22 protein-coding genes and 1 pseudogene are annotated in these 16,042 nt (G+C 68.4%); 6 read left to right on the forward strand and 17 right to left on the reverse strand.

The window, feature by feature from the left end; all coding sequences use genetic code 11:
* Positions 1-44: 44 nt before the first annotated feature.
* A complete protein-coding gene (locus BRW65_RS25395) occupies positions 45-908 on the reverse strand; it encodes a helix-turn-helix transcriptional regulator (protein WP_073879365.1) in 864 nt (287 codons plus the stop codon).
* 74 nt (positions 909-982) lie between these two features.
* On the opposite strand from BRW65_RS25395, the gene BRW65_RS25400 reads away from it, so the two are divergent.
* Positions 983-1,621 carry a class I SAM-dependent methyltransferase gene (locus tag BRW65_RS25400; RefSeq protein ID WP_084187988.1) on the forward strand — a complete coding sequence of 213 codons (639 nt, stop codon included), beginning with the start codon at positions 983-985 and terminating at the stop codon, positions 1,619-1,621.
* Here the strand turns inward: BRW65_RS25400 and BRW65_RS25405 are convergent.
* On the reverse strand, positions 1,618-2,850 hold the full coding sequence (locus BRW65_RS25405; RefSeq protein ID WP_073879369.1) for a cytochrome P450: 1,233 nt from the start codon (positions 2,848-2,850) through the stop codon (positions 1,618-1,620). The genes BRW65_RS25400 and BRW65_RS25405 overlap by 4 nt on opposite strands.
* The gene (locus tag BRW65_RS25410) at positions 2,847-3,413 is read right to left on the reverse strand and encodes a TetR/AcrR family transcriptional regulator (RefSeq protein WP_073879371.1); all 567 of its coding nucleotides are present in this window, start codon (positions 3,411-3,413) and stop codon (positions 2,847-2,849) included. Before BRW65_RS25410 ends, BRW65_RS25405 begins: the two co-directional genes overlap by 4 nt.
* Positions 3,414-3,488: 75 nt before the next feature.
* Here BRW65_RS25410 and BRW65_RS25415 point away from each other — a divergent pair, with 75 nt between their 5' ends.
* Positions 3,489-4,523, forward strand: a complete 1,035-nt coding sequence (locus BRW65_RS25415; protein WP_073879373.1) for an NAD(P)H-dependent amine dehydrogenase family protein — start codon at positions 3,489-3,491, stop codon at positions 4,521-4,523.
* Here the strand turns inward: BRW65_RS25415 and BRW65_RS31885 are convergent.
* Complete coding sequence (locus BRW65_RS31885; protein ID WP_167374092.1) at positions 4,520-4,696, reverse strand: hypothetical protein; 177 nt, start codon at positions 4,694-4,696, stop codon at positions 4,520-4,522. The two genes, BRW65_RS25415 and BRW65_RS31885, sit on opposite strands and share 4 nt — an antisense overlap.
* Positions 4,650-5,276: pseudogene (locus tag BRW65_RS25420) on the reverse strand (alcohol dehydrogenase catalytic domain-containing protein); the annotation flags it as partial. The pseudogene BRW65_RS25420 and the gene BRW65_RS31885, both read right to left, overlap by 47 nt.
* Positions 5,277-5,365: 89 nt before the next feature.
* Between BRW65_RS25420 and BRW65_RS25425 the strand changes: the two are divergent.
* The 3 genes from BRW65_RS25425 to BRW65_RS25435 are packed head-to-tail and all read left to right on the forward strand — an operon-like array spanning position 5,366 to position 8,149.
* Positions 5,366-6,307, forward strand: coding sequence for a class I SAM-dependent methyltransferase (locus BRW65_RS25425; protein ID WP_073879375.1), 942 nt, complete (start codon positions 5,366-5,368; stop codon positions 6,305-6,307).
* A complete protein-coding gene (locus BRW65_RS25430; RefSeq protein WP_073879377.1) occupies positions 6,304-7,212 on the forward strand; it encodes a class I SAM-dependent methyltransferase in 909 nt (302 codons plus the stop codon). Before BRW65_RS25425 ends, BRW65_RS25430 begins: the two co-directional genes overlap by 4 nt.
* A 22-nt stretch (positions 7,213-7,234) precedes the next feature.
* The gene (locus BRW65_RS25435; RefSeq protein ID WP_073879379.1) at positions 7,235-8,149 is read left to right on the forward strand and encodes a class I SAM-dependent methyltransferase; all 915 of its coding nucleotides are present in this window, start codon (positions 7,235-7,237) and stop codon (positions 8,147-8,149) included.
* A 3-nt stretch (positions 8,150-8,152) separates the two neighbouring features.
* On the opposite strand, the gene sppA is transcribed toward BRW65_RS25435, so the two are convergent.
* Entirely contained in the window at positions 8,153-9,925 is a 1,773-nt protein-coding gene (gene sppA, locus BRW65_RS25440) for a signal peptide peptidase SppA (protein ID WP_073879381.1), read from the reverse strand.
* Positions 9,926-9,965: 40 nt separating this feature from the next.
* Between sppA and BRW65_RS25445 the strand changes: the two genes are divergently transcribed.
* The gene (locus BRW65_RS25445; RefSeq protein ID WP_073879383.1) at positions 9,966-10,892 is read left to right on the forward strand and encodes an LLM class flavin-dependent oxidoreductase; all 927 of its coding nucleotides are present in this window, start codon (positions 9,966-9,968) and stop codon (positions 10,890-10,892) included.
* Here BRW65_RS25445 and rplO read toward each other — a convergent pair whose 3' ends face one another.
* The 11 genes from rplO to BRW65_RS25500 all read right to left on the reverse strand — a co-directional run bounded on the left by rplO (position 10,893) and on the right by BRW65_RS25500 (position 15,850).
* Positions 10,893-11,333, reverse strand: coding sequence for a 50S ribosomal protein L15 (gene rplO, locus BRW65_RS25450; RefSeq protein WP_073879385.1), 441 nt, complete (start codon positions 11,331-11,333; stop codon positions 10,893-10,895).
* A complete protein-coding gene (rpmD, locus tag BRW65_RS25455) occupies positions 11,330-11,512 on the reverse strand; it encodes a 50S ribosomal protein L30 (protein WP_055401836.1) in 183 nt (60 codons plus the stop codon). The genes rplO and rpmD overlap by 4 nt, the downstream gene beginning before the upstream one ends.
* A complete protein-coding gene (gene rpsE / locus BRW65_RS25460; RefSeq protein ID WP_067273089.1) occupies positions 11,509-12,189 on the reverse strand; it encodes a 30S ribosomal protein S5 in 681 nt (226 codons plus the stop codon). Before rpsE ends, rpmD begins: the two co-directional genes overlap by 4 nt.
* A gap of 38 nt (positions 12,190-12,227) precedes the next feature.
* Positions 12,228-12,596, reverse strand: coding sequence for a 50S ribosomal protein L18 (gene rplR, locus BRW65_RS25465; RefSeq protein ID WP_073879405.1), 369 nt, complete (start codon positions 12,594-12,596; stop codon positions 12,228-12,230).
* A gap of 41 nt (positions 12,597-12,637) precedes the next feature.
* Positions 12,638-13,177, reverse strand: coding sequence for a 50S ribosomal protein L6 (rplF, locus tag BRW65_RS25470; protein WP_073879387.1), 540 nt, complete (start codon positions 13,175-13,177; stop codon positions 12,638-12,640).
* A 10-nt stretch (positions 13,178-13,187) separates the two neighbouring features.
* On the reverse strand, positions 13,188-13,586 hold the full coding sequence (gene rpsH, locus BRW65_RS25475; RefSeq protein ID WP_007167852.1) for a 30S ribosomal protein S8: 399 nt from the start codon (positions 13,584-13,586) through the stop codon (positions 13,188-13,190).
* A gap of 84 nt (positions 13,587-13,670) precedes the next feature.
* Positions 13,671-13,856, reverse strand: a complete 186-nt coding sequence (locus tag BRW65_RS25480) for a type Z 30S ribosomal protein S14 (protein ID WP_067273083.1) — start codon at positions 13,854-13,856, stop codon at positions 13,671-13,673.
* Between the two features lie 4 nt (positions 13,857-13,860).
* A complete protein-coding gene (gene rplE / locus BRW65_RS25485; RefSeq protein ID WP_065441097.1) occupies positions 13,861-14,424 on the reverse strand; it encodes a 50S ribosomal protein L5 in 564 nt (187 codons plus the stop codon).
* 1 nt (position 14,425) lies between these two features.
* Positions 14,426-14,743, reverse strand: a complete 318-nt coding sequence (rplX, locus tag BRW65_RS25490; RefSeq protein WP_067273078.1) for a 50S ribosomal protein L24 — start codon at positions 14,741-14,743, stop codon at positions 14,426-14,428.
* Complete coding sequence (gene rplN, locus BRW65_RS25495; RefSeq protein WP_003403649.1) at positions 14,744-15,112, reverse strand: 50S ribosomal protein L14; 369 nt, start codon at positions 15,110-15,112, stop codon at positions 14,744-14,746.
* A gap of 189 nt (positions 15,113-15,301) precedes the next feature.
* Positions 15,302-15,850 carry a DinB family protein gene (locus BRW65_RS25500; protein WP_073879389.1) on the reverse strand — a complete coding sequence of 183 codons (549 nt, stop codon included), beginning with the start codon at positions 15,848-15,850 and terminating at the stop codon, positions 15,302-15,304.
* Between the last annotated feature and the right edge of the window lie 192 nt (positions 15,851-16,042).

Below are 16,042 nucleotides of genomic sequence, written 5' to 3' on the forward strand. Positions count from 1 at the left end.
ATCGGTCACGTTAGCCAGCATGGCCAGGACCGGAACCGAAAACATCAGTGAAATCCCGCATGTCCGGCGCGCCAGCTGCGCGGGGAGACACCGTGTTCCCTGCCGAACAGCCGGCTGAAATAGCCTGGATCGGGTATCCCGACGCGCCTGGCGACAGCCGCGATCGAGAGGTCGGTCTCGGCCAGCAACCCGCGGGCCGCGGCCATGCGGCGCTCGACGATCCACTCCCCGACGGTGCGTCCGGTGCGGCGCCGCACGACCGTGGTGAGGTGCCCCGGCGTCATGCCCAGTTCGGCGGCAACGTCGGACAGCGATAGTGGCTCGGCGTACTGCCGGTCGATCACCGCGAACACCTCCGCTAGCAGCGGCTCGCCGCTGCGGCGCAGCTCGGGCACCACGGGTCCGGCCAGCCGCGCCAGGTCGATCAGCAACAGGGTCAGGTGCGCCAGCGTCGCCTGCCGGTAGCCGTCCTGGCGGGCGAGCAGTTCCGTTTCGATCGAACGGATCGTGGCGTCCCAGGCCGGCCGCCGCACCGCGGGCACCTCCAGGCGCAGTATCCCGCCCGCGCGCCCGTGCAGGAACGGGAACAGCAACGGGTGTGCCCGCCACGCGGGCCACGGCGACCGCGCATCCTCGCCCAGCGCGGCCGGGTCAAAGAACACCGCCACACCGGCCTCGCGAAGGTCCAGGCGCCCAGGGTCGAGCACCCGACCGGCGGCCGCCACGTAGAGGCGCCCGGCCGCGGGGAGGTACCAGAGCGCGGGAAAGTCGTGAATATGGCGACCACCCTCGACGAAATCGTCGGGGCTCGAACGCACCACCGATACCGGGGGCGTACCAGGATCGCTGCGGTACTCGTAGATCGGCACGCCCGCGCGCTGCCGAACCAACCGAGCGGGACTGGTCATGCGGCCAAAAATAGTCCTACTATTGCTTAGAATCACCTAATTTTTCTTTTGCCCAGCGCTTCACCATGGATCACATGACCAAACATCATCCACATGACTACCTCCCCGCCGCCGGCCATGACGCGCTGCTGCCCTGCTACGACCTGATCTCACGGCTGCTGGGCATGAAGAAGGTCCACCAAACCCTGATCGCTCAAGCCGGGCTGGGCGACTCCCGTCGTGTCCTAGAAATCGGCTGCGGCACCGGCAATCTCATCATTCGCGCGAAACGCGACTACCCCCAGTTGGAGGCCGTCGGCTGCGACCCTGATCCCCGAGCGCTCCATCGGGCGCGGCGAAAGACCGACGCGATCCGCTTCGAACAGGGCTACGCCGAGCGGCTGCCTTACGCCGACGGCGAGTTTGACCGGGTGCTCTCGTCGATGATGCTGCACCACATCAACGACGACGCGAAAACCGCTGCGGCGGCCGAAATCTTTCGCGTCCTGCGTCCCGGCGGCAGCCTGCACCTGGTCGACATCGGCGGCGACACGACCACCGACCGCGGCCTGACGGCGCGGCTGATCAGGCGCAACCCCCATGCGGCGGGCAACCTCGGCGACGCGATTCCGCGCCTGCTCCGCGGGGCCGGTTTCGACTGCACCGAGGTCGCCACGCATCGCCAGCGCGTGGTGGGACAACTCGACTACTACCGCGCGACCCGCCCCGCCTAGCGCCGCTCGAGGCGGACCGGGAGGGATTCGTACACGGTCATGTTGTTGCACAGATCGGGGAGCGTCATGAGCGGCTCGCCGACTTCGATGGCGCCGGTGTTCAGCAGGATCTCGTCCAGGGCGGCCCGAACTTCGGCCCGCGCCAGCATCGCGCCCAGACAGTGGTGGGCGCCACCACCCCCGAAGGACTGGTGGGGGTTGGGATCGCGGCGAATGTCGAACCGGTACGGATCTGAGAAGACGTCTTCGTCGCGGTTGGCCGAGCGCAACATCGTCACCACCCGCGCCCCCTCGGGGATCCGCACGTCGCCGAGAATGACGTCCCTGGTCGCGCCCCGCACCCAGAACATGATCGGCGTGGAATAGCGGATCACCTCCTCGACCGCCGTGCGCCGCGCATCCGGGTCGGATCGATACACCGCAACCTGGTCCGGGTTGGCCACGAACGCCCGCATCCCGTCGCACAACGCGTTTCGGGTCGTGTCGGCGCCGGCCAATCCGAGGATGAAAAAGAAGATCTCGAGCTCGTTGGAGGGCAGCAAGAAGCTCTCCCCCGATTCGCCCGTGATCTCCGTGGTGCACAACGCGCTCCAGATGTCGTCCACCGGGTGCTCACGCTTGTGAGCGGTCAGCGTCCTGGCGTACTCGAACAATTCCATGAAGGGCAACAGGTCGTCCCCATCGGGGAGGGACAGCTGCGCGCCGGCGGTCTTCAACACCCGGTCGATCAAGCCGAACACGTGCGGGCGGTCGGCGTCGGGAATCCCGACGATGTCGCCGATCACCGAGATCGGCAGTCCCGCAGCCAGATCGACGAACTCGCCGCCACCGGATTCCAGTAGCGCGGCGGCCATCGACGTGGCCCGGTCTCGGATGCCGTCCTCGAGCTTGGCCACCGCACGCGGTGTGAACGCGCGGGCGATCACCTTGCGGCGAATCGTGTGATCGGGCGGGTCCATGCTCACGATGGCCGGGTACGCGTCGAACATCGGCACGTCCTGGATCAGCGGTCCCCGGGTCGCCGTGAAGGACTCGTGATCGCGATGCACCCGCGCGACGTCCGCGTGCTTGGTGCACACCCAGAATTCGCGGCCCACAGCGGATCTGACGTCATTCGTGAGCCGCTGGTGAAACACCGGCGTGTGGGCGCGCAACTCGGCGAACAGGCCGTCGGGAAATCGCGTGGCCCAGATCGCCGGCTCGGCGAGATCGATCGTCGTCTCCGTCACGATGCGCCCCGCTGGAGCTCGCCGCGCAGGCCGGCCAGGATCAGACGCAACCCGTACGCGAACGTCTTGTCGCTTGGGCCGCCCGCGGGGCGCGTGTGCTCGAGCTGCACGGAACCGAGCAGATGGATGTACAACGCGGCGTGGGCCGCATCGAAATGCTCGGTACCCAAGCCTGATTCGCGCAGAATCGCGCGAGAAGCGCGGTCCAACTCGGTCGCCGCGGCGGTGTGCGGATGCTCCTGCAGCAGAGCCGCGATGCCGGGCACGTCGACCAGCGCCTGCCAGGCACGCAGGTAAAGCGCGACGACACGCGTTTCCCAGTCGCCCTGCTGCGGCACCTCGATCTGTGCGAGCACGGATTCGATCAGCAGGTCGAGCAGTTCCCGCTTGTCGCGGACGTGGTAGTACACCGAAGAGGCCGACGTGCCTGCCTCTGCGGCCAGCTCGCGCATGGTGACACGGCTGACGCCGACGCGTTTGGCCAGTCGCAACAAGTGCTTCGTCAGGTGCGCCCGGTCCAGCGCCCCGTAGCGCAGCACCGGCGCCTTAGCCGCGGCCCCCATACGCCCCCACTTTCGAACAGTGTACGAATTCGAACAGCATTCAGATTAGAACAATGTTCGCCTACGCTGTCAAACATGGCGCCCTACCGCGTGGTTCAGTGGTCAACCGGCAACATCGGAAAGCGAGCGCTCGGCATCCTGCTCGACCGCGACGACTTCGAGGTCGTGGGCGTCCACGCCCTGGGCGCGGACAAGGTGGGTCGCGACGCGGGGGTGCTCGCGGACCGGCCTCCTACTGGAGTCACCGCGACGAGTGATGTCGACGCGTTGCTCGACCTTGCGCCGGACTGCGTGAGCTACATGCCGCGCGCCATCGACTACGAACTGGTGGGGGCGATGCTGCGCCGCGGCATCAATGTGGTCACCACCGGCGACTTCCTGACCGGCACCCATCACCCGGTCGAACTCCCGGCGCTGCAGGCGGCGGCGCGAGCGGGCCGAGCGACGTTCCTGGGAACGGGATTCGAGCCGGGTTTCATCAACGTCGTCGCCGGCTTCCTCACCGGTGCGTGCCCCCGGGTGCGCAGCGTCAAACTCGTCGAAACACTCGACTGCACAACCTATCCCGTACAGGACGTGTGGAAGGTCCTGGGATTCGGCAAACCGCCGCGTGAGCGGGTGACGCACCTCGACCCGGAGAAGCAACGCTACGGCCTGGGCTACTTCGAGACACTGGACATGATCGCCACCATGCTGGGCGCCGAACTCGACTCCAAGGAGGCCTTCGTCGAGCCCGCCGTGCTGACAAGGGATCTGAACCTGGGCTGGGTGGACTACGCTGCCGGCACCGCCGGGGGTCAGCGCCGCACCTATCGCGGCTATCGCGGCGGTCGCCCGGTGATCGAACTCGCCATCTGCTGGACCATGAGCGACGACGCGCTCGAGCCGAAGTGGACCGACCCCAAGGGTTTCAGCGTGGTGATCGAAGGCGAGCCGCACGTCGACGCGACGATCCGGTTCGGCAAACCCGGCGAGGACGTGATGACGGTGTTGATGGACAGCACCGCCGTCGCGGCGGTCAACGCCATCCCATTCCTGTGCGACGCACCACCGGGCGTCATAACCCCGACCGATCTGCCCGTCATCGGATCTCCCGGCGCCCTGGCCTAGCGCCGGTCGAACGCGATCTTCACCGCACCGCTGTCGGCCTGGTTGGCGATTGCGAGGAACGCGTCGCGCCACCGCGCCAGCGGGAAGGTGTGGGTCAGCATCGGGCGCAGGTCGACGCGGCTTTCGCGGGCCAACGAAGACAGCCGCGTCGTCCGGGATGGAATCGGGCACACCGAACAGCATGCTGTCGTGGGCGGGCATCGATTCGGCGTAGCCGCCGGTCACATCGACGGACACCCCGGTGTGGATGCCGGGCTTGATGTCCCCGTCGGTGAAGCTCCAGCACAGGCTTTAGCCGCCGTGCTCGCAAACCGGACATGGCGGGGAGATGCCGCAGGGCCCGCAGGACAGCCACGGGTTGAGCACCACCCGCTGCCCCAGTTCCAGCCCGCGGGCCTTCGGGCCCAGCGCCACGGCGTCGGCGACCACCTCGTGGCCCATCACCTGCGGGAAGGAACAGAAGGACGACATCGCGTTGTCGGCGTCGCCCTCGTCGAAATCCATCAGGATCTGCTTGGAATCCGAACCGCAGATGCCGGTCAGCCGCGGCCGGGTGAGTACCCAATCGTCATGCGGTAGTTGCGGTTCCGGCACCTCAGGCAGCGCGGTCGGGGTGCGGCCCAAGTTCGCCGTGAGCGTGTTGGCCGCGTCGGGAACCTCGAACGGCTCCGGCGGCACGCCATACACCAGCGCCCTCGTCGGAGAGCCATCCCCGCCGCGCCCGCGATCAGCACCCGATCGGCCATCGGTCAAGGTTGCCGCGAATCGCGGGAAGCGTACAGTGGTAACAGCTTGTTATATTGGCTAATTATTAGCTTGACTACTTCTGAATTGGGGCAGACATGACTTCCATCCGGTACGAGGGCGACACCTGGGACCTGGCGTCCAGCGTCGGGGTGACCGCGACCATGGTCGCCGCCGCCCGCGCCGTGGCGACCCGCGCCGACCGACCGCTGATCAACGACCAGTTCGCCGAGCCGCTGGTCCGGGCCGTCGGCGTGGACCTGCTCACCCGGCTGGCGACCGGCGAGCTCAATCCGGACGAGCTCAACGACGCGCACGACGGCGCGACCGGCTCCACCGGCGCCATGTCGCGCATGGCGGACAACATGGCGGTGCGCACCAAGTTCTTCGACGAGTTCTTCCTCGACGCGACGCGGGCGGGCGTCAAGCAGGCCGTGATCCTGGCCTCGGGCCTGGACGCCCGCGCCTACCGGCTGGACTGGCCCGCCGGGACCGTCGTCTACGAGGTCGACCAGCCGCAGGTGATCGACTTCAAGTCGCGCACGCTGGCCGAGCTGGGCGCCGCGCCCACCGCCGACCGGCGCGTGGTGGCCGTCGACCTGCGCGACGACTGGCCCGCCGCGTTGCGCGCAGCCGGATTCGACCCGGCCCAGCCGACCGCGTGGAGCGCCGAGGGCCTGCTCGGCTACCTGCCGCCGGAGGCGCAGGACCGCCTGCTGGACACCATCACCGACCTCAGCGCGCCCGGCAGCCGCCTGGCCGTCGAGAGCGCGCCCAACCCGGAGCCCGGGGACGAGGAGAAGATGAAGGAACGCATGCAGCAGATCTCGGAGCGCTGGCGGGCGCACGGTTTCGACCTGGACATGGCGGGGCTGGTCTACTTCGGGGACCGCAACGAGGCGGCGCCCTACCTCGCCGACCATGGGTGGCGGCTGAACAAGGTCAGCATCCGGGAACTGTTCGCGGCCAACGGCCTTCCGCCGCTCGAGGACGACGACGTGCGCATGGGCGAGGTGCTCTACGTGAGCGGCACGCGATGAGCGTGGGACGTAGCGAAGGCGACAGCTGGGGACCCGCGTCCGGCGTGGGCGCCACGGCCACCATGGTGGCGGCGTCGCGGGCCGTGGCCTCGCAGGGGCCCAACGCGCTGCTCGACGATCCGCTGGCCGAGCCGCTGGTCCGCGCCGTCGGCCTCGAGCCCTTCATCCGGATCGTCGACGGGCAGGTCGACTTCGAGGACGACCCGCTGTTCAACCGCAAGGCGCGGGCCGAGCAGATCACGGTTCGCACCCGGTTCTTCGACGACTTCTTCATCGGCGCCACCAAAGACGGTGTGCGCCAAGCCGTCATCCTGGCGTCCGGCCTGGACACCCGAGCCTACCGGTTGCGGTGGCCGGCGGGCGCCGTCGTCTACGAGATCGACCAGCCGCAGGTCATCGCCTTCAAGACCGACACGCTGGCCGGCCTCGGCGCCGCCCCCACCGCCGAACGCCGCGCGATCGCCATCGACCTGCGCGACGACTGGCCGGCGGCGTTGCGCGACGGCGGGTTTGACGTGACCAAACCGACCGCGTGGAGCGCTGAGGGGCTGCTCCCCTACCTGCCGCCCGAAGCCCAGGACCGGTTGTTCGACAACATCACCGCGCTCAGCGCGCCGGGCAGCCGGTTGGCCACCGAACACGTGCCCGACCCCGACGTGTTCTCCGAGGAACGGTTGCGTCGCATCAGCGAACGGTGGCAGCGGCTCGGTTTCGACCTCGACGCGGCCGACCTGTTCTACCGGGGCGAGCGCAACGTCGTCGTCGACTACCTCAGCACCCACGGGTGGCAGGTGACCACCCACCCGGTGCGGGAGCTTTACGCGCAGAACGGGTTCGAGTTTCCCGAGGACGAGATGGCGGCCACCTTCGGCGAGTTGAGCTACGTCGCCGCGACGCTCGCGTAGCGGGTTGGCTAGGGTTGCGCCTATGTCACGCGCTCACGACGACGAGTGGGATCTGGCGTCCAGTGTGGGCGCGACCGCGACCATGGTGGCCGCCGGTCGCGCCATGGCCACGAAGGATCCCCGCGGCCTGATCAGCGACCCGTACGCCGAACCGCTGGTGCGCGCGGTGGGGGTCGACTTCTTCACCAAGATGATGGACGGCGAGCTCGACTTCGACGCGATCGAGAAGGCGTCGCCGGTCCGCATGCAGGCGATGGTCGACGGAATGGCCGTGCGCACCAAATATTTCGACGACTACTTCGTCAACGCGACCACCGCGGGAGTCCGGCAGGTGGTCATCCTCGCCTCGGGGTTGGACGCGCGCGCCTACCGGCTGCCGTGGCCGACCGGCACGGTGGTCTACGAGATCGACCAGCCCCGCGTCATCGAGTTCAAGACGGGCACGTTGGCCGGCATCGGCGCGGAACCGACGGCGACGCGGCGCACGGTGCCGATCGACCTGCGCGCAGACTGGCCGGCCGCCCTGAAGGCGTCCGGATTCGACCCCACGGAACCGACCGCATGGCTGGCCGAGGGCCTGCTGATCTACCTCCCGCCCGAAGCCCAGGACCGGCTGTTCGACAACATCACCGCGCTGAGCGTGCCCGGCAGCACGATTGCCACCGAATTCGTGCCCGGCATCATCGATTTCGATGCCGACAGGGTGCGGGAGATGTCCGGTTCCTTCCGCGACCACGGCGTGGACATCGACATGGCGTCGCTGGTGTACGCCGGCGAACGCAACCACGTCCTGGACTATCTGCGGTCCAAGCGGTGGGACGTCGAGGGCACCACCCGGACGGAACTGTTCCGCCGCCAGGGCATCGAGGTGCCGCCCCCGCAAAACGACGATCCGCTCGGCGAGATCATCTTCATCAGCGGCGGGCTCACCGGTTAGCTCTTAGAACCGCGACGGCCCCGGCCACAGCGCGCTGGCGCCGCCCAACGCCTGTTCGACGTTGTCCACGATGCCGGTGACCGTGCGGCCGAGCAGCGCGGCCAGCGCGTCGGGCAGCGACGCGGCCGCCGGCTGCGACGAAGCCCGGGGTCGCACCATGTCCAGCAGCGACGAGCTCGGATAGTTCACCACGCGGACGTCGGTGTCCGCGTCCAGGCCGGCCAGGATCTTGGCCCGGCGTACCGCCGTGCGGAAGCCGCCGAGTTCATCGACCAAGCCGCGCTCGAGGGCGTCGGCGCCGGTCCAGATTCGTCCCTGCGCAACGCGATCGACGGCGTCGGCGGTCAGGTTGCGCGCCTCGGCGACCCGCTGCACGAAGTCCGCGTAGAAGAAGTCCGCCTCGGCCTCTCGATGCGCCTGCTGTTCGGGCGTGAACGGCGCGTCGATCGACCACGCGTCGGCATTGGCGTTGGTGCGCACCGTGTCAGATCCGACGCCCAGCCGCTCCAACAAGTCACGGATCACCAGCTTGCCGGTGATGACGCCGATCGAGCCGGTGACCGTCGCCGGGTTGGCGACGATCGCGTCGGCCCCCATCGAGACGTAATAGCCACCGGACGCGGCGACCGCGCCCATGGACGCCACCACCGGCTTGCCGCGCTTGCGGGCCTGGGTCACCTCGCGCCAGATGCTCTCCGACGCGGTGATGGTGCCGCCGGGGCTGTTCACCCGCAACACGATCGCGGACACCGAGTCGTCCGCGCCGGCCTCCCGCAGGGCCGCCCCGATGGTGTCGCCGCCCGCGGTCGCGGTGCCCAAGGGCAGGAATTGGGGGCCGCCGCGGCCGTCGACGATCATGCCGTCGAGGGTGACGACGGCCAGCGTCGGCTTGGGCCGGCGGCCGGGAACCGGTGGCTTGGGTGGGGCCAGCCGGGAGCGGGCCGCACCCGCGTAACGCGCCAAAAACAGCCGCGGCGGGTCGCTGTCGTCCGAAACGTCCTCTATCCCAATCAGTTCCGCGATGCGGGCGTAGGCCTCGTCGCGAAATCCGATCCGGTCGAGCAGGCCGGCGGACACGGCGTCGTCACGCAACAGCGGGGCGCGGTCGGCCAGCGCGTCGAGGGCGCCCGGGTCGAGCTTGCGCGATTCGGCGATGGCCCGCCACGCCTGCTCCTGCAGGCTTTCCAGCATCCGGGTGACGGCCTCGCGGTGTGCCGTCGTGAAGCCGTGCTCGGTGAAACGGTTTGCCGCCGACTTGTATTGGCCGCGCGCGACGAATTGGGGTTCGATGCCCGCCTTGTCGAACGCGTCGCGCAGGAAGGTGGCGTTGCTGGCGAAGCCGATCAGTCCGACGCTTCCCGAGGGCTGCATCCACACCTCACCGAACGCCGAGGCCAGGTAGTAGGACAGCGTGCCCGGATAGGTCTCGGCCCAGGCCAGTGACGGCTTGGCGGCGGTGAAGGCGACGATGGCCTCACGCAGCTCCTGCACGGCCGCCGGTGGCGACGCGGCCAGTTGCACGCGGGCGATCAGCCCGGCGACCCGCGGGTCGTCGGCCGCGCGATGGATGGCAGCTATCGCGTCGCGTAGCACCATCGGCCTGCCGCCGGAGAAGATCGCCAGCGGGTCGAACCCCGCCGCCTCGGGCGGCGCGGACCGCAGGTCGAGCTCGAGCACGCAGCCGTTGGGTACGCCGTGGTGGCGGGCGGTGTCGACGCGTCCGGCCAGCGCGCGGACGTCGTCGACCCCGGGAAGCGAGGGCAGGAAGGCGAACATGTTTTGCAGCGTACCGACACCGCCGCCGTACGGTGGTGGGGTGAGGTTCGCCATCGCCATCCCGCAGTTCGACTACAACCGGTTCGACGACGAGGGGCTGCGCGCATACCTGGTCCGCGCCGAGGAGCTCGGGTTCGAGGGCGGCTGGGTTCTCGAGCAGATCATCGGCGAGGCACCGCTGCTGGCGCCGCTGGAGTTGCTGGCCTACTGCGCGGCCTGCACCGAACGCCTTCGCCTGGGGGTCGCCGTCCTGGTGACGTCGCTGCACGATCCGCTGCAGCTGGCGTCGTCCGTCACGGCGGTCGACCGGCTCAGCCACGGCCGGCTGGACGTCGGCGTCGGGACCGGCGGGGGCTTTCGCAGGTTCGCCGCGTTCGGCGTCGAAAAGGACACGTACATTTCCTATTTCACCGAGGGCCTGAAGCTGATGAAAGCCGCCTGGTCCGACGAACCCCGGGTGACGTTCCATGGCCGGTTCCGCGACGTCGACGACGTGCCGATCCAGCCCAAGCCGGTGCAGCGGCCGCACCCGCCCATCTGGTTCGGCGGCCTGGCCCCCAAGGCCCTGGCCAGGGCGGTACGCCACGGCGACTCGTTCTTGGGCGCCGGTTCGTCGACCACCGCGGCGTTCGCCGGGGCCGTCGCCGTGGTGCGCCGCGAACTGGACGAACAACAAAGGGATCCGGCGAGTTTCACCATCGGCAAGCGCGTCTACCTGATGGTCGACGACGACGCGGCGCGTGCCCGCGAGCGGGTGCTCGCCGGGCTGCGACGGATCTACGGCACCATGCCCGGCATCGAGGACGTGCCGGTGGCGGGCACGCCCGATGACGTGGCGCGCGGGCTGCGTGAGGTGATCGACGCGGGCGCCGAGTACCTGTTGCTCAATCCCGTCGGCGTCGACGTGCCCGAGAACCGCGAGCAGATGGAACGCCTTGCCGCGGAGGTCATTCCGCGGCTGGGTTGATCAGAGCTCGGTGGCCGAGCCGCCCGCGGCGGTGATCTTCTCGCGGGCGCTGCCGCTGAACTTGTGCGCGGAGACCTCGACCTTGACGCTCAGCTTGCCGTCGCCGAGGACCTTCACCAACGCGTTCTTGCGGACCGCGCCCTTGGCCACCAGCTCGTCCACGCTGACCGAACCGCCCTGCGGGAACAGCCGGTTGATGTCGCCGACGTTGACGATCTCATACTCGGTGCGGAACCGGTTCCGGAATCCCTTGAGCTTGGGCAGCCGCATGTGAATCGGCATCTGCCCACCCTCGAAGGTGGCCGGCACGTTCTTGCGGGCCTTGGTGCCCTTGGTGCCGCGGCCGGCGGTCTTGCCCTTCGACCCCTCACCGCGACCGACGCGGGTGCGGGCCGTCTTGGACCCGGGCGCTGGCTTCAGGTCGTGCAGCTTGATGGTCATTTGGCCTCCTCCACCTCAACGAGGTGATTGACCACCGCGATGAGGCCGCGTGTCTGCGGGTTGTCCTCGCGGATCACCGAGTGGCGGATCCGCCGCAGGCCCAGCGTGCGCAGGCTCTCCCGCTGCTTCCAGCGGGCACCGATGGTGCTGCGCACCTGGGTGATCTTCAACTGGCTCATTGCGGTGCCGTTCCCTCGCGCGCGGCACTGGCGGCCAGCGCTTCACTTTCACGTCGCGCCCTCAGCATTCCGGCCGGGGCGACATCCTCGATCGGCAGTCCGCGCCGGGCGGCCACCTCCTCGGGACGCTGCAGCAGCTTGAGCGCGGTAACGGTGGCGTGCACCACGTTGATCGCGTTGTCGCTGCCCAATGACTTGGCCAGGATGTCGCGCACCCCAGCGCATTCCAGCACCGCACGCGCCGCGCCGCCGGCGATCACGCCGGTACCCGGGCTGGCCGGGCGCAGCAGCACCACACCGGCGGCCGCCTCACCCTGAACCGGGTGCGTGATGGTGCCGCCGATCAACGGCACGCGGAAGAAGCCCTTACGCGCCTCTTCCACGCCCTTGGCGATGGCGGCCGGAACTTCCTTGGCCTTGCCGTAGCCGACGCCGACCATGCCGTTGCCGTCTCCCACGATGACCAACGCGGTGAAGCTGAAGCGCCTACCGCCCTTGACCACCTTGGAGACTCGGTTGATGGCGACGACCCGCTCCAGGTAGTTGCTCTTGTCGCCGTCGCGGTCGCGGCCACCGCGGCCACCGCCGTCGCGCCGACCGCGGCTGTCACGGTTGTCGCCGCGCGAGTCGCGGTTGTCGCCGCGGGCCTCGGGGCCGCCGGCTGACTGTTCCGCCATTATGCGGTCCTTCCGGTCTTGTTCAGGCTCTTGATCATCTAGAAACTCAATCCGTTCTCGCGCGCGGCATCGGCCAGCGCCGCGATCCGTCCGCCGTAGGTGTACCCGCCGCGGTCGAAGACCACGGAGTCGACGCCGGCGGCCTTCGCACGCTCGGCGATCAATTGCCCCACCCGCACGCTGCGGGCCTTCTTGTCGCCCTGCAGCCCGCGCACGTCGTCCTCGATCGACGACGCGGCGGCCACCGTGGTGCCGTTCTCGTCGTTGACCAGTTGCACGTGAATGTGCCGCGCGGACCGGTTGATGACGAGCCGCGGACGCTCCGGAGTGCCCGCGATCTTCTTGCGCAGTCGGGCGTGCCTACGCAGCCGAGAGACCCGGCGAGTTGCGGACACGCTCTGCCCCACCGGCTTTCGCGCGGCGGTCTCAGCTTGCTTTTGCGCCATGACTACTTACCTGTCTTTCCGACCTTGCGGCGGATCTGCTCACCCTCGTAACGCACGCCCTTGCCCTTGTACGGGTCGGGACGGCGCAGGCGGCGGATGTTCGCCGAGATCTGGCCGACCTTCTGCTTGTCGATGCCGGAGATCGAGAACTTCGTCGGGGACTGGACCGCGAAGGTGATGCCCTCCGGCGCCTCGATCACCACGGGATGGCTGTAACCCAGCGCGAACTCGAGGTTGGCACCCTTGAGCTGCACGCGGTAACCGACCCCGAAGATCTCCATCTTGGTGGTGTAGCCCTCGGTCACGCCGGTGACCAGGTTGGACACCAGCGTGCGCGACAGCCCGTGCAGCGAGCGGTTGCGCCGCTCGTCGTTGGGCCGGGCGACCACGATCGCTCCGTCCTCGCTGCGCTCCACCGTAATCGGTTCGGCCACCGTCAGATTCAGGCTGCCCTTGGGCCCCTTCACCGAGACGTTCTGGCCGTCGATCGTGACGTCGACTCCGGCGGGAACCGGAACCGGCTGCTTACCAATGCGCGACATGTCTACTCCCTCACCACACGTACGCGAGGACTTCGCCGCCCACGCCCTGTCTGGCTGCCTGACGATCCGTCAGCAGGCCCGAGGAGGTCGAGATGATCGCCACGCCCAGGCCGCCGAGCACGCGCGGCAGGTTGGTGGATTTCGCGTACACCCGCAGGCCGGGCTTGGACACTCGCCGCAGTCCGGCGATGCTCCGCTCCCGGCTCGGTCCGTACTTGAGCTGAACGATCAGCGACTTGCCCACCCGAGCGTCTTCGGTCCGGTAATCGCTGATGTAGCCCTCGCTCTTGAGGATCTGGGCGATGTTGGCCTTGATCTTGGAGTGCGGCAACGTCACCTCGTCGTGATACGCCGAATTGGCGTTACGCAGACGTGTCAAGAAATCTGCGATCGGGTCCGTCATCGTCATGACAGCGTTGGTACCTTCCTCGCGGTGGTTCCCGGTTCGGGCCTGTCGCGCACCTGTTCTGGGTTGGTCTTGGGGTCCTGGCTCTTACCAGCTGCTCTTCTGCACGCCGGGCAGCTCGCCCGCGTGCGCCATCTCGCGCAGGCAGATCCTGCACAGGCCGAATTTGCGGAAGACCGCGCGCGGCCGGCCGCACTTGTTGCAGCGCGTGTAGCCGCGCACCGCGAACTTCGGTTTGCGGTTGGCCTTGTTGACCAGTGCCTTCTTCGCCATCTACTCAGTTCTCCTTGAAGGGAAAGCCGAGGGCCCGCAACAGCGCTCGTCCTTCGTCGTCGGTCGTCGCCGAGGTGACGACGTTGATGTCCATGCCGCGGACCCGGTCGATCTTGTCCACGTCGATCTCGTGGAACACCGACTGCTCGGCCAGGCCGAACGTGTAGTTGCCGACACCGTCGAACTGCTTGGGCGACAGGCCGCGGAAGTCGCGGATACGCGGCAGCGCGATCGAGGTGAGGCGGTCGAGGAACTCCCACATCCGGTCCCCGCGCAGGGTGACCCGGGCGCCGATCGGCATGCCCTCGCGCAGCTTGAACTGCGCGATGGACTTGCGCGCCCTGCGGATCTCTGGCCGTTGCCCGGTGATCAGCGCCAGGTCGTTGACCGCGCCGTTGATCAGCTTCGCGTCCCGGGCCGCGTCGCCGACACCCATGTTGACGACGACCTTGGTGACGGTCGGGATCTGCATGACGTTCCCGTAGCCGAACTGCTGCTGCAACGAATCACGAATCTCGTTGCGATAGCGCTCTTTCAGGCGCGGCTGCACCTTCTCAGTTGTCGTCATGCTAGATGTCCTTGCCGTTGCGCTTGGAGATGCGGACCCGCTTGCCGGTCTCCTCGTCGACCCGGTAGCCGACGCGGGCGGGCTTGCCGTCCGAGTCGACGACCATCACGTTCGAGACGTGGATCGGGGCCTCCTGGGTGACGATTCCACCCGACTGGGCGCCGCGCTGGTTGCTCGAAATCGCGGTGTGCTTCTTGATCCGGTTGACGCCCTCGACCAGCACCCGGTTGCGTTCCGGGTAGGCCTGCAGCACCTTGCCCTTGGCACCCTTGTCCTTACCGGCGATGACCAGGACGGTGTCGCCTTTGCGGACCTTCATTTACAACACCTCCGGGGCGAGCGAGATGATCTTCATGAACCGCTTCTCACGCAGCTCGCGGCCGACGGGCCCGAAAATGCGCGTGCCGCGCGGGTCGTTGTCCGGCTTGATGATCACCGCGGCGTTCTCGTCGAACTTGATGTAGCTGCCGTCCGGGCGGCGGCGCTCCTTGACCGTGCGTACCACGACGGCCTTGACGACATCCCCACGCTTGACGTTGCCGCCGGGAATGGCGTCCTTGACGGTGGCGACGATGACATCACCGATGCCGGCGTAGCGTCGCGACGAACCACCGAGCACCCGGATGCACAAGATCTCCTTGGCGCCGGTGTTGTCGGCGACCTTCAGCCGCGATTCCTGCTGAATCACTCGATCTCCTGACCTGGTTGCGTGTGCACGGCAGGACGCAGGCCAAAGCCCACCAAAAAACCTGACATGCGCGGTCTTTGTCGCCGAAGGGCACGCGGGGCCGATTCGCACCGGCCGAGGTCTGCCCAAGGCAACCCCTAGAGTCTAGGGGACGACCAGCTCAGAGCCAAATTCGCGGCCAAGGCGGCGTCAAGGCCGGTTCGAGGGAGCGCCTTCCCCGATTCTCCGGATATCGCCGAGGTGGTGCACGCCCTCGTGCATCGCCTGGCGCACCAGCCAGCGCGCGGTGCGCTGCTCGCCCGGCAACCGACTCCCGGTGCGCTCCCAGTCCTGGCCCTTGGCCCGCGCGACTTCGTCCCGGAAGCCCGCCACGGCGGCCGCCAGCTCATCGAGCGTGGCGTCGATGTCGCAGTCGTTGTAGCGAAAGCGGCGGGCCCGCAGGTCGTTGAGCATCGGTTCCCAGGCCGGCCGGACCTCGGTGCGGACGCGGTGCAGCCGGATGGTGAAGCTGACGTAGACGTCGCGCAGGTGGCAGAGGTATTCCGCGACCGACCACACGTCGGGGCCGGGCCGGACCCGTCGCGCCTCGGGCGGGATCACGGACACGGCCTCCCGGATGGTGTCCGGCAGACCGGCGATCACGCCGATCGCGTCATCGAGCCGAGTCTCCGAATAACTCACCCCGCAGGCGGCGCAGACGTGATCCTCGCCGGCCAACGGGGGCAGCGACGCGGGCATGGAGCAATCTTCCACTTAGAACGGTGGTGGCTCTTCGTCGGCTTCGGGTGGGGCGGGCCCGGAGGAGGTCAGGGATTCGGCGTGCCGGGTGGTGCGGGCTTGGCGGTTGTGGCGGCGTTCGGTGGCGATGCGGGTGGCGCGGTCTTGGGTGCGGGTGCGGCGGCGTTTGGGCATCATCGCGGTGCGGTCGGT

This window comes from Mycobacterium paraffinicum (assembly GCF_001907675.1).
Taxonomy (GTDB): domain Bacteria; phylum Actinomycetota; class Actinomycetes; order Mycobacteriales; family Mycobacteriaceae; genus Mycobacterium; species Mycobacterium paraffinicum_A.

Coding starts and splice junctions, on each gene's coding strand:
- rplE (WP_065441097.1), bottom strand. CDS start 14,424: ATGACGACAACTGAGAAGGTGCAGCCGCGCCTGAAAGAGCGCTATCGC.
- BRW65_RS25435 (WP_073879379.1), top strand. CDS start 7,235: ATGTCACGCGCTCACGACGACGAGTGGGATCTGGCGTCCAGTGTGGGC.
- BRW65_RS25500 (WP_073879389.1), bottom strand. CDS start 15,850: ATGCCCGCGTCGCTGCCCCCGTTGGCCGGCGAGGATCACGTCTGCGCC.
- rplO (WP_073879385.1), bottom strand. CDS start 11,333: ATGACCATCAAGCTGCACGACCTGAAGCCAGCGCCCGGGTCCAAGACG.
- sppA (WP_073879381.1), bottom strand. CDS start 9,925: ATGTTCGCCTTCCTGCCCTCGCTTCCCGGGGTCGACGACGTCCGCGCG.
- rpsE (WP_067273089.1), bottom strand. CDS start 12,189: ATGGCGGAACAGTCAGCCGGCGGCCCCGAGGCCCGCGGCGACAACCGC.
- rplF (WP_073879387.1), bottom strand. CDS start 13,177: ATGTCGCGCATTGGTAAGCAGCCGGTTCCGGTTCCCGCCGGAGTCGAC.
- BRW65_RS25430 (WP_073879377.1), top strand. CDS start 6,304: ATGAGCGTGGGACGTAGCGAAGGCGACAGCTGGGGACCCGCGTCCGGC.
- rplX (WP_067273078.1), bottom strand. CDS start 14,743: ATGAAGGTCCGCAAAGGCGACACCGTCCTGGTCATCGCCGGTAAGGAC.
- BRW65_RS25395 (WP_073879365.1), bottom strand. CDS start 908: ATGACCAGTCCCGCTCGGTTGGTTCGGCAGCGCGCGGGCGTGCCGATC.
- rpsH (WP_007167852.1), bottom strand. CDS start 13,586: ATGACGATGACGGACCCGATCGCAGATTTCTTGACACGTCTGCGTAAC.
- BRW65_RS25480 (WP_067273083.1), bottom strand. CDS start 13,856: ATGGCGAAGAAGGCACTGGTCAACAAGGCCAACCGCAAACCGAAGTTC.
- BRW65_RS25410 (WP_073879371.1), bottom strand. CDS start 3,413: ATGGGGGCCGCGGCTAAGGCGCCGGTGCTGCGCTACGGGGCGCTGGAC.
- rpmD (WP_055401836.1), bottom strand. CDS start 11,512: ATGAGCCAGTTGAAGATCACCCAGGTGCGCAGCACCATCGGTGCCCGC.
- BRW65_RS25400 (WP_084187988.1), top strand. CDS start 983: ATGACCAAACATCATCCACATGACTACCTCCCCGCCGCCGGCCATGAC.
- BRW65_RS25415 (WP_073879373.1), top strand. CDS start 3,489: ATGGCGCCCTACCGCGTGGTTCAGTGGTCAACCGGCAACATCGGAAAG.
- BRW65_RS25425 (WP_073879375.1), top strand. CDS start 5,366: ATGACTTCCATCCGGTACGAGGGCGACACCTGGGACCTGGCGTCCAGC.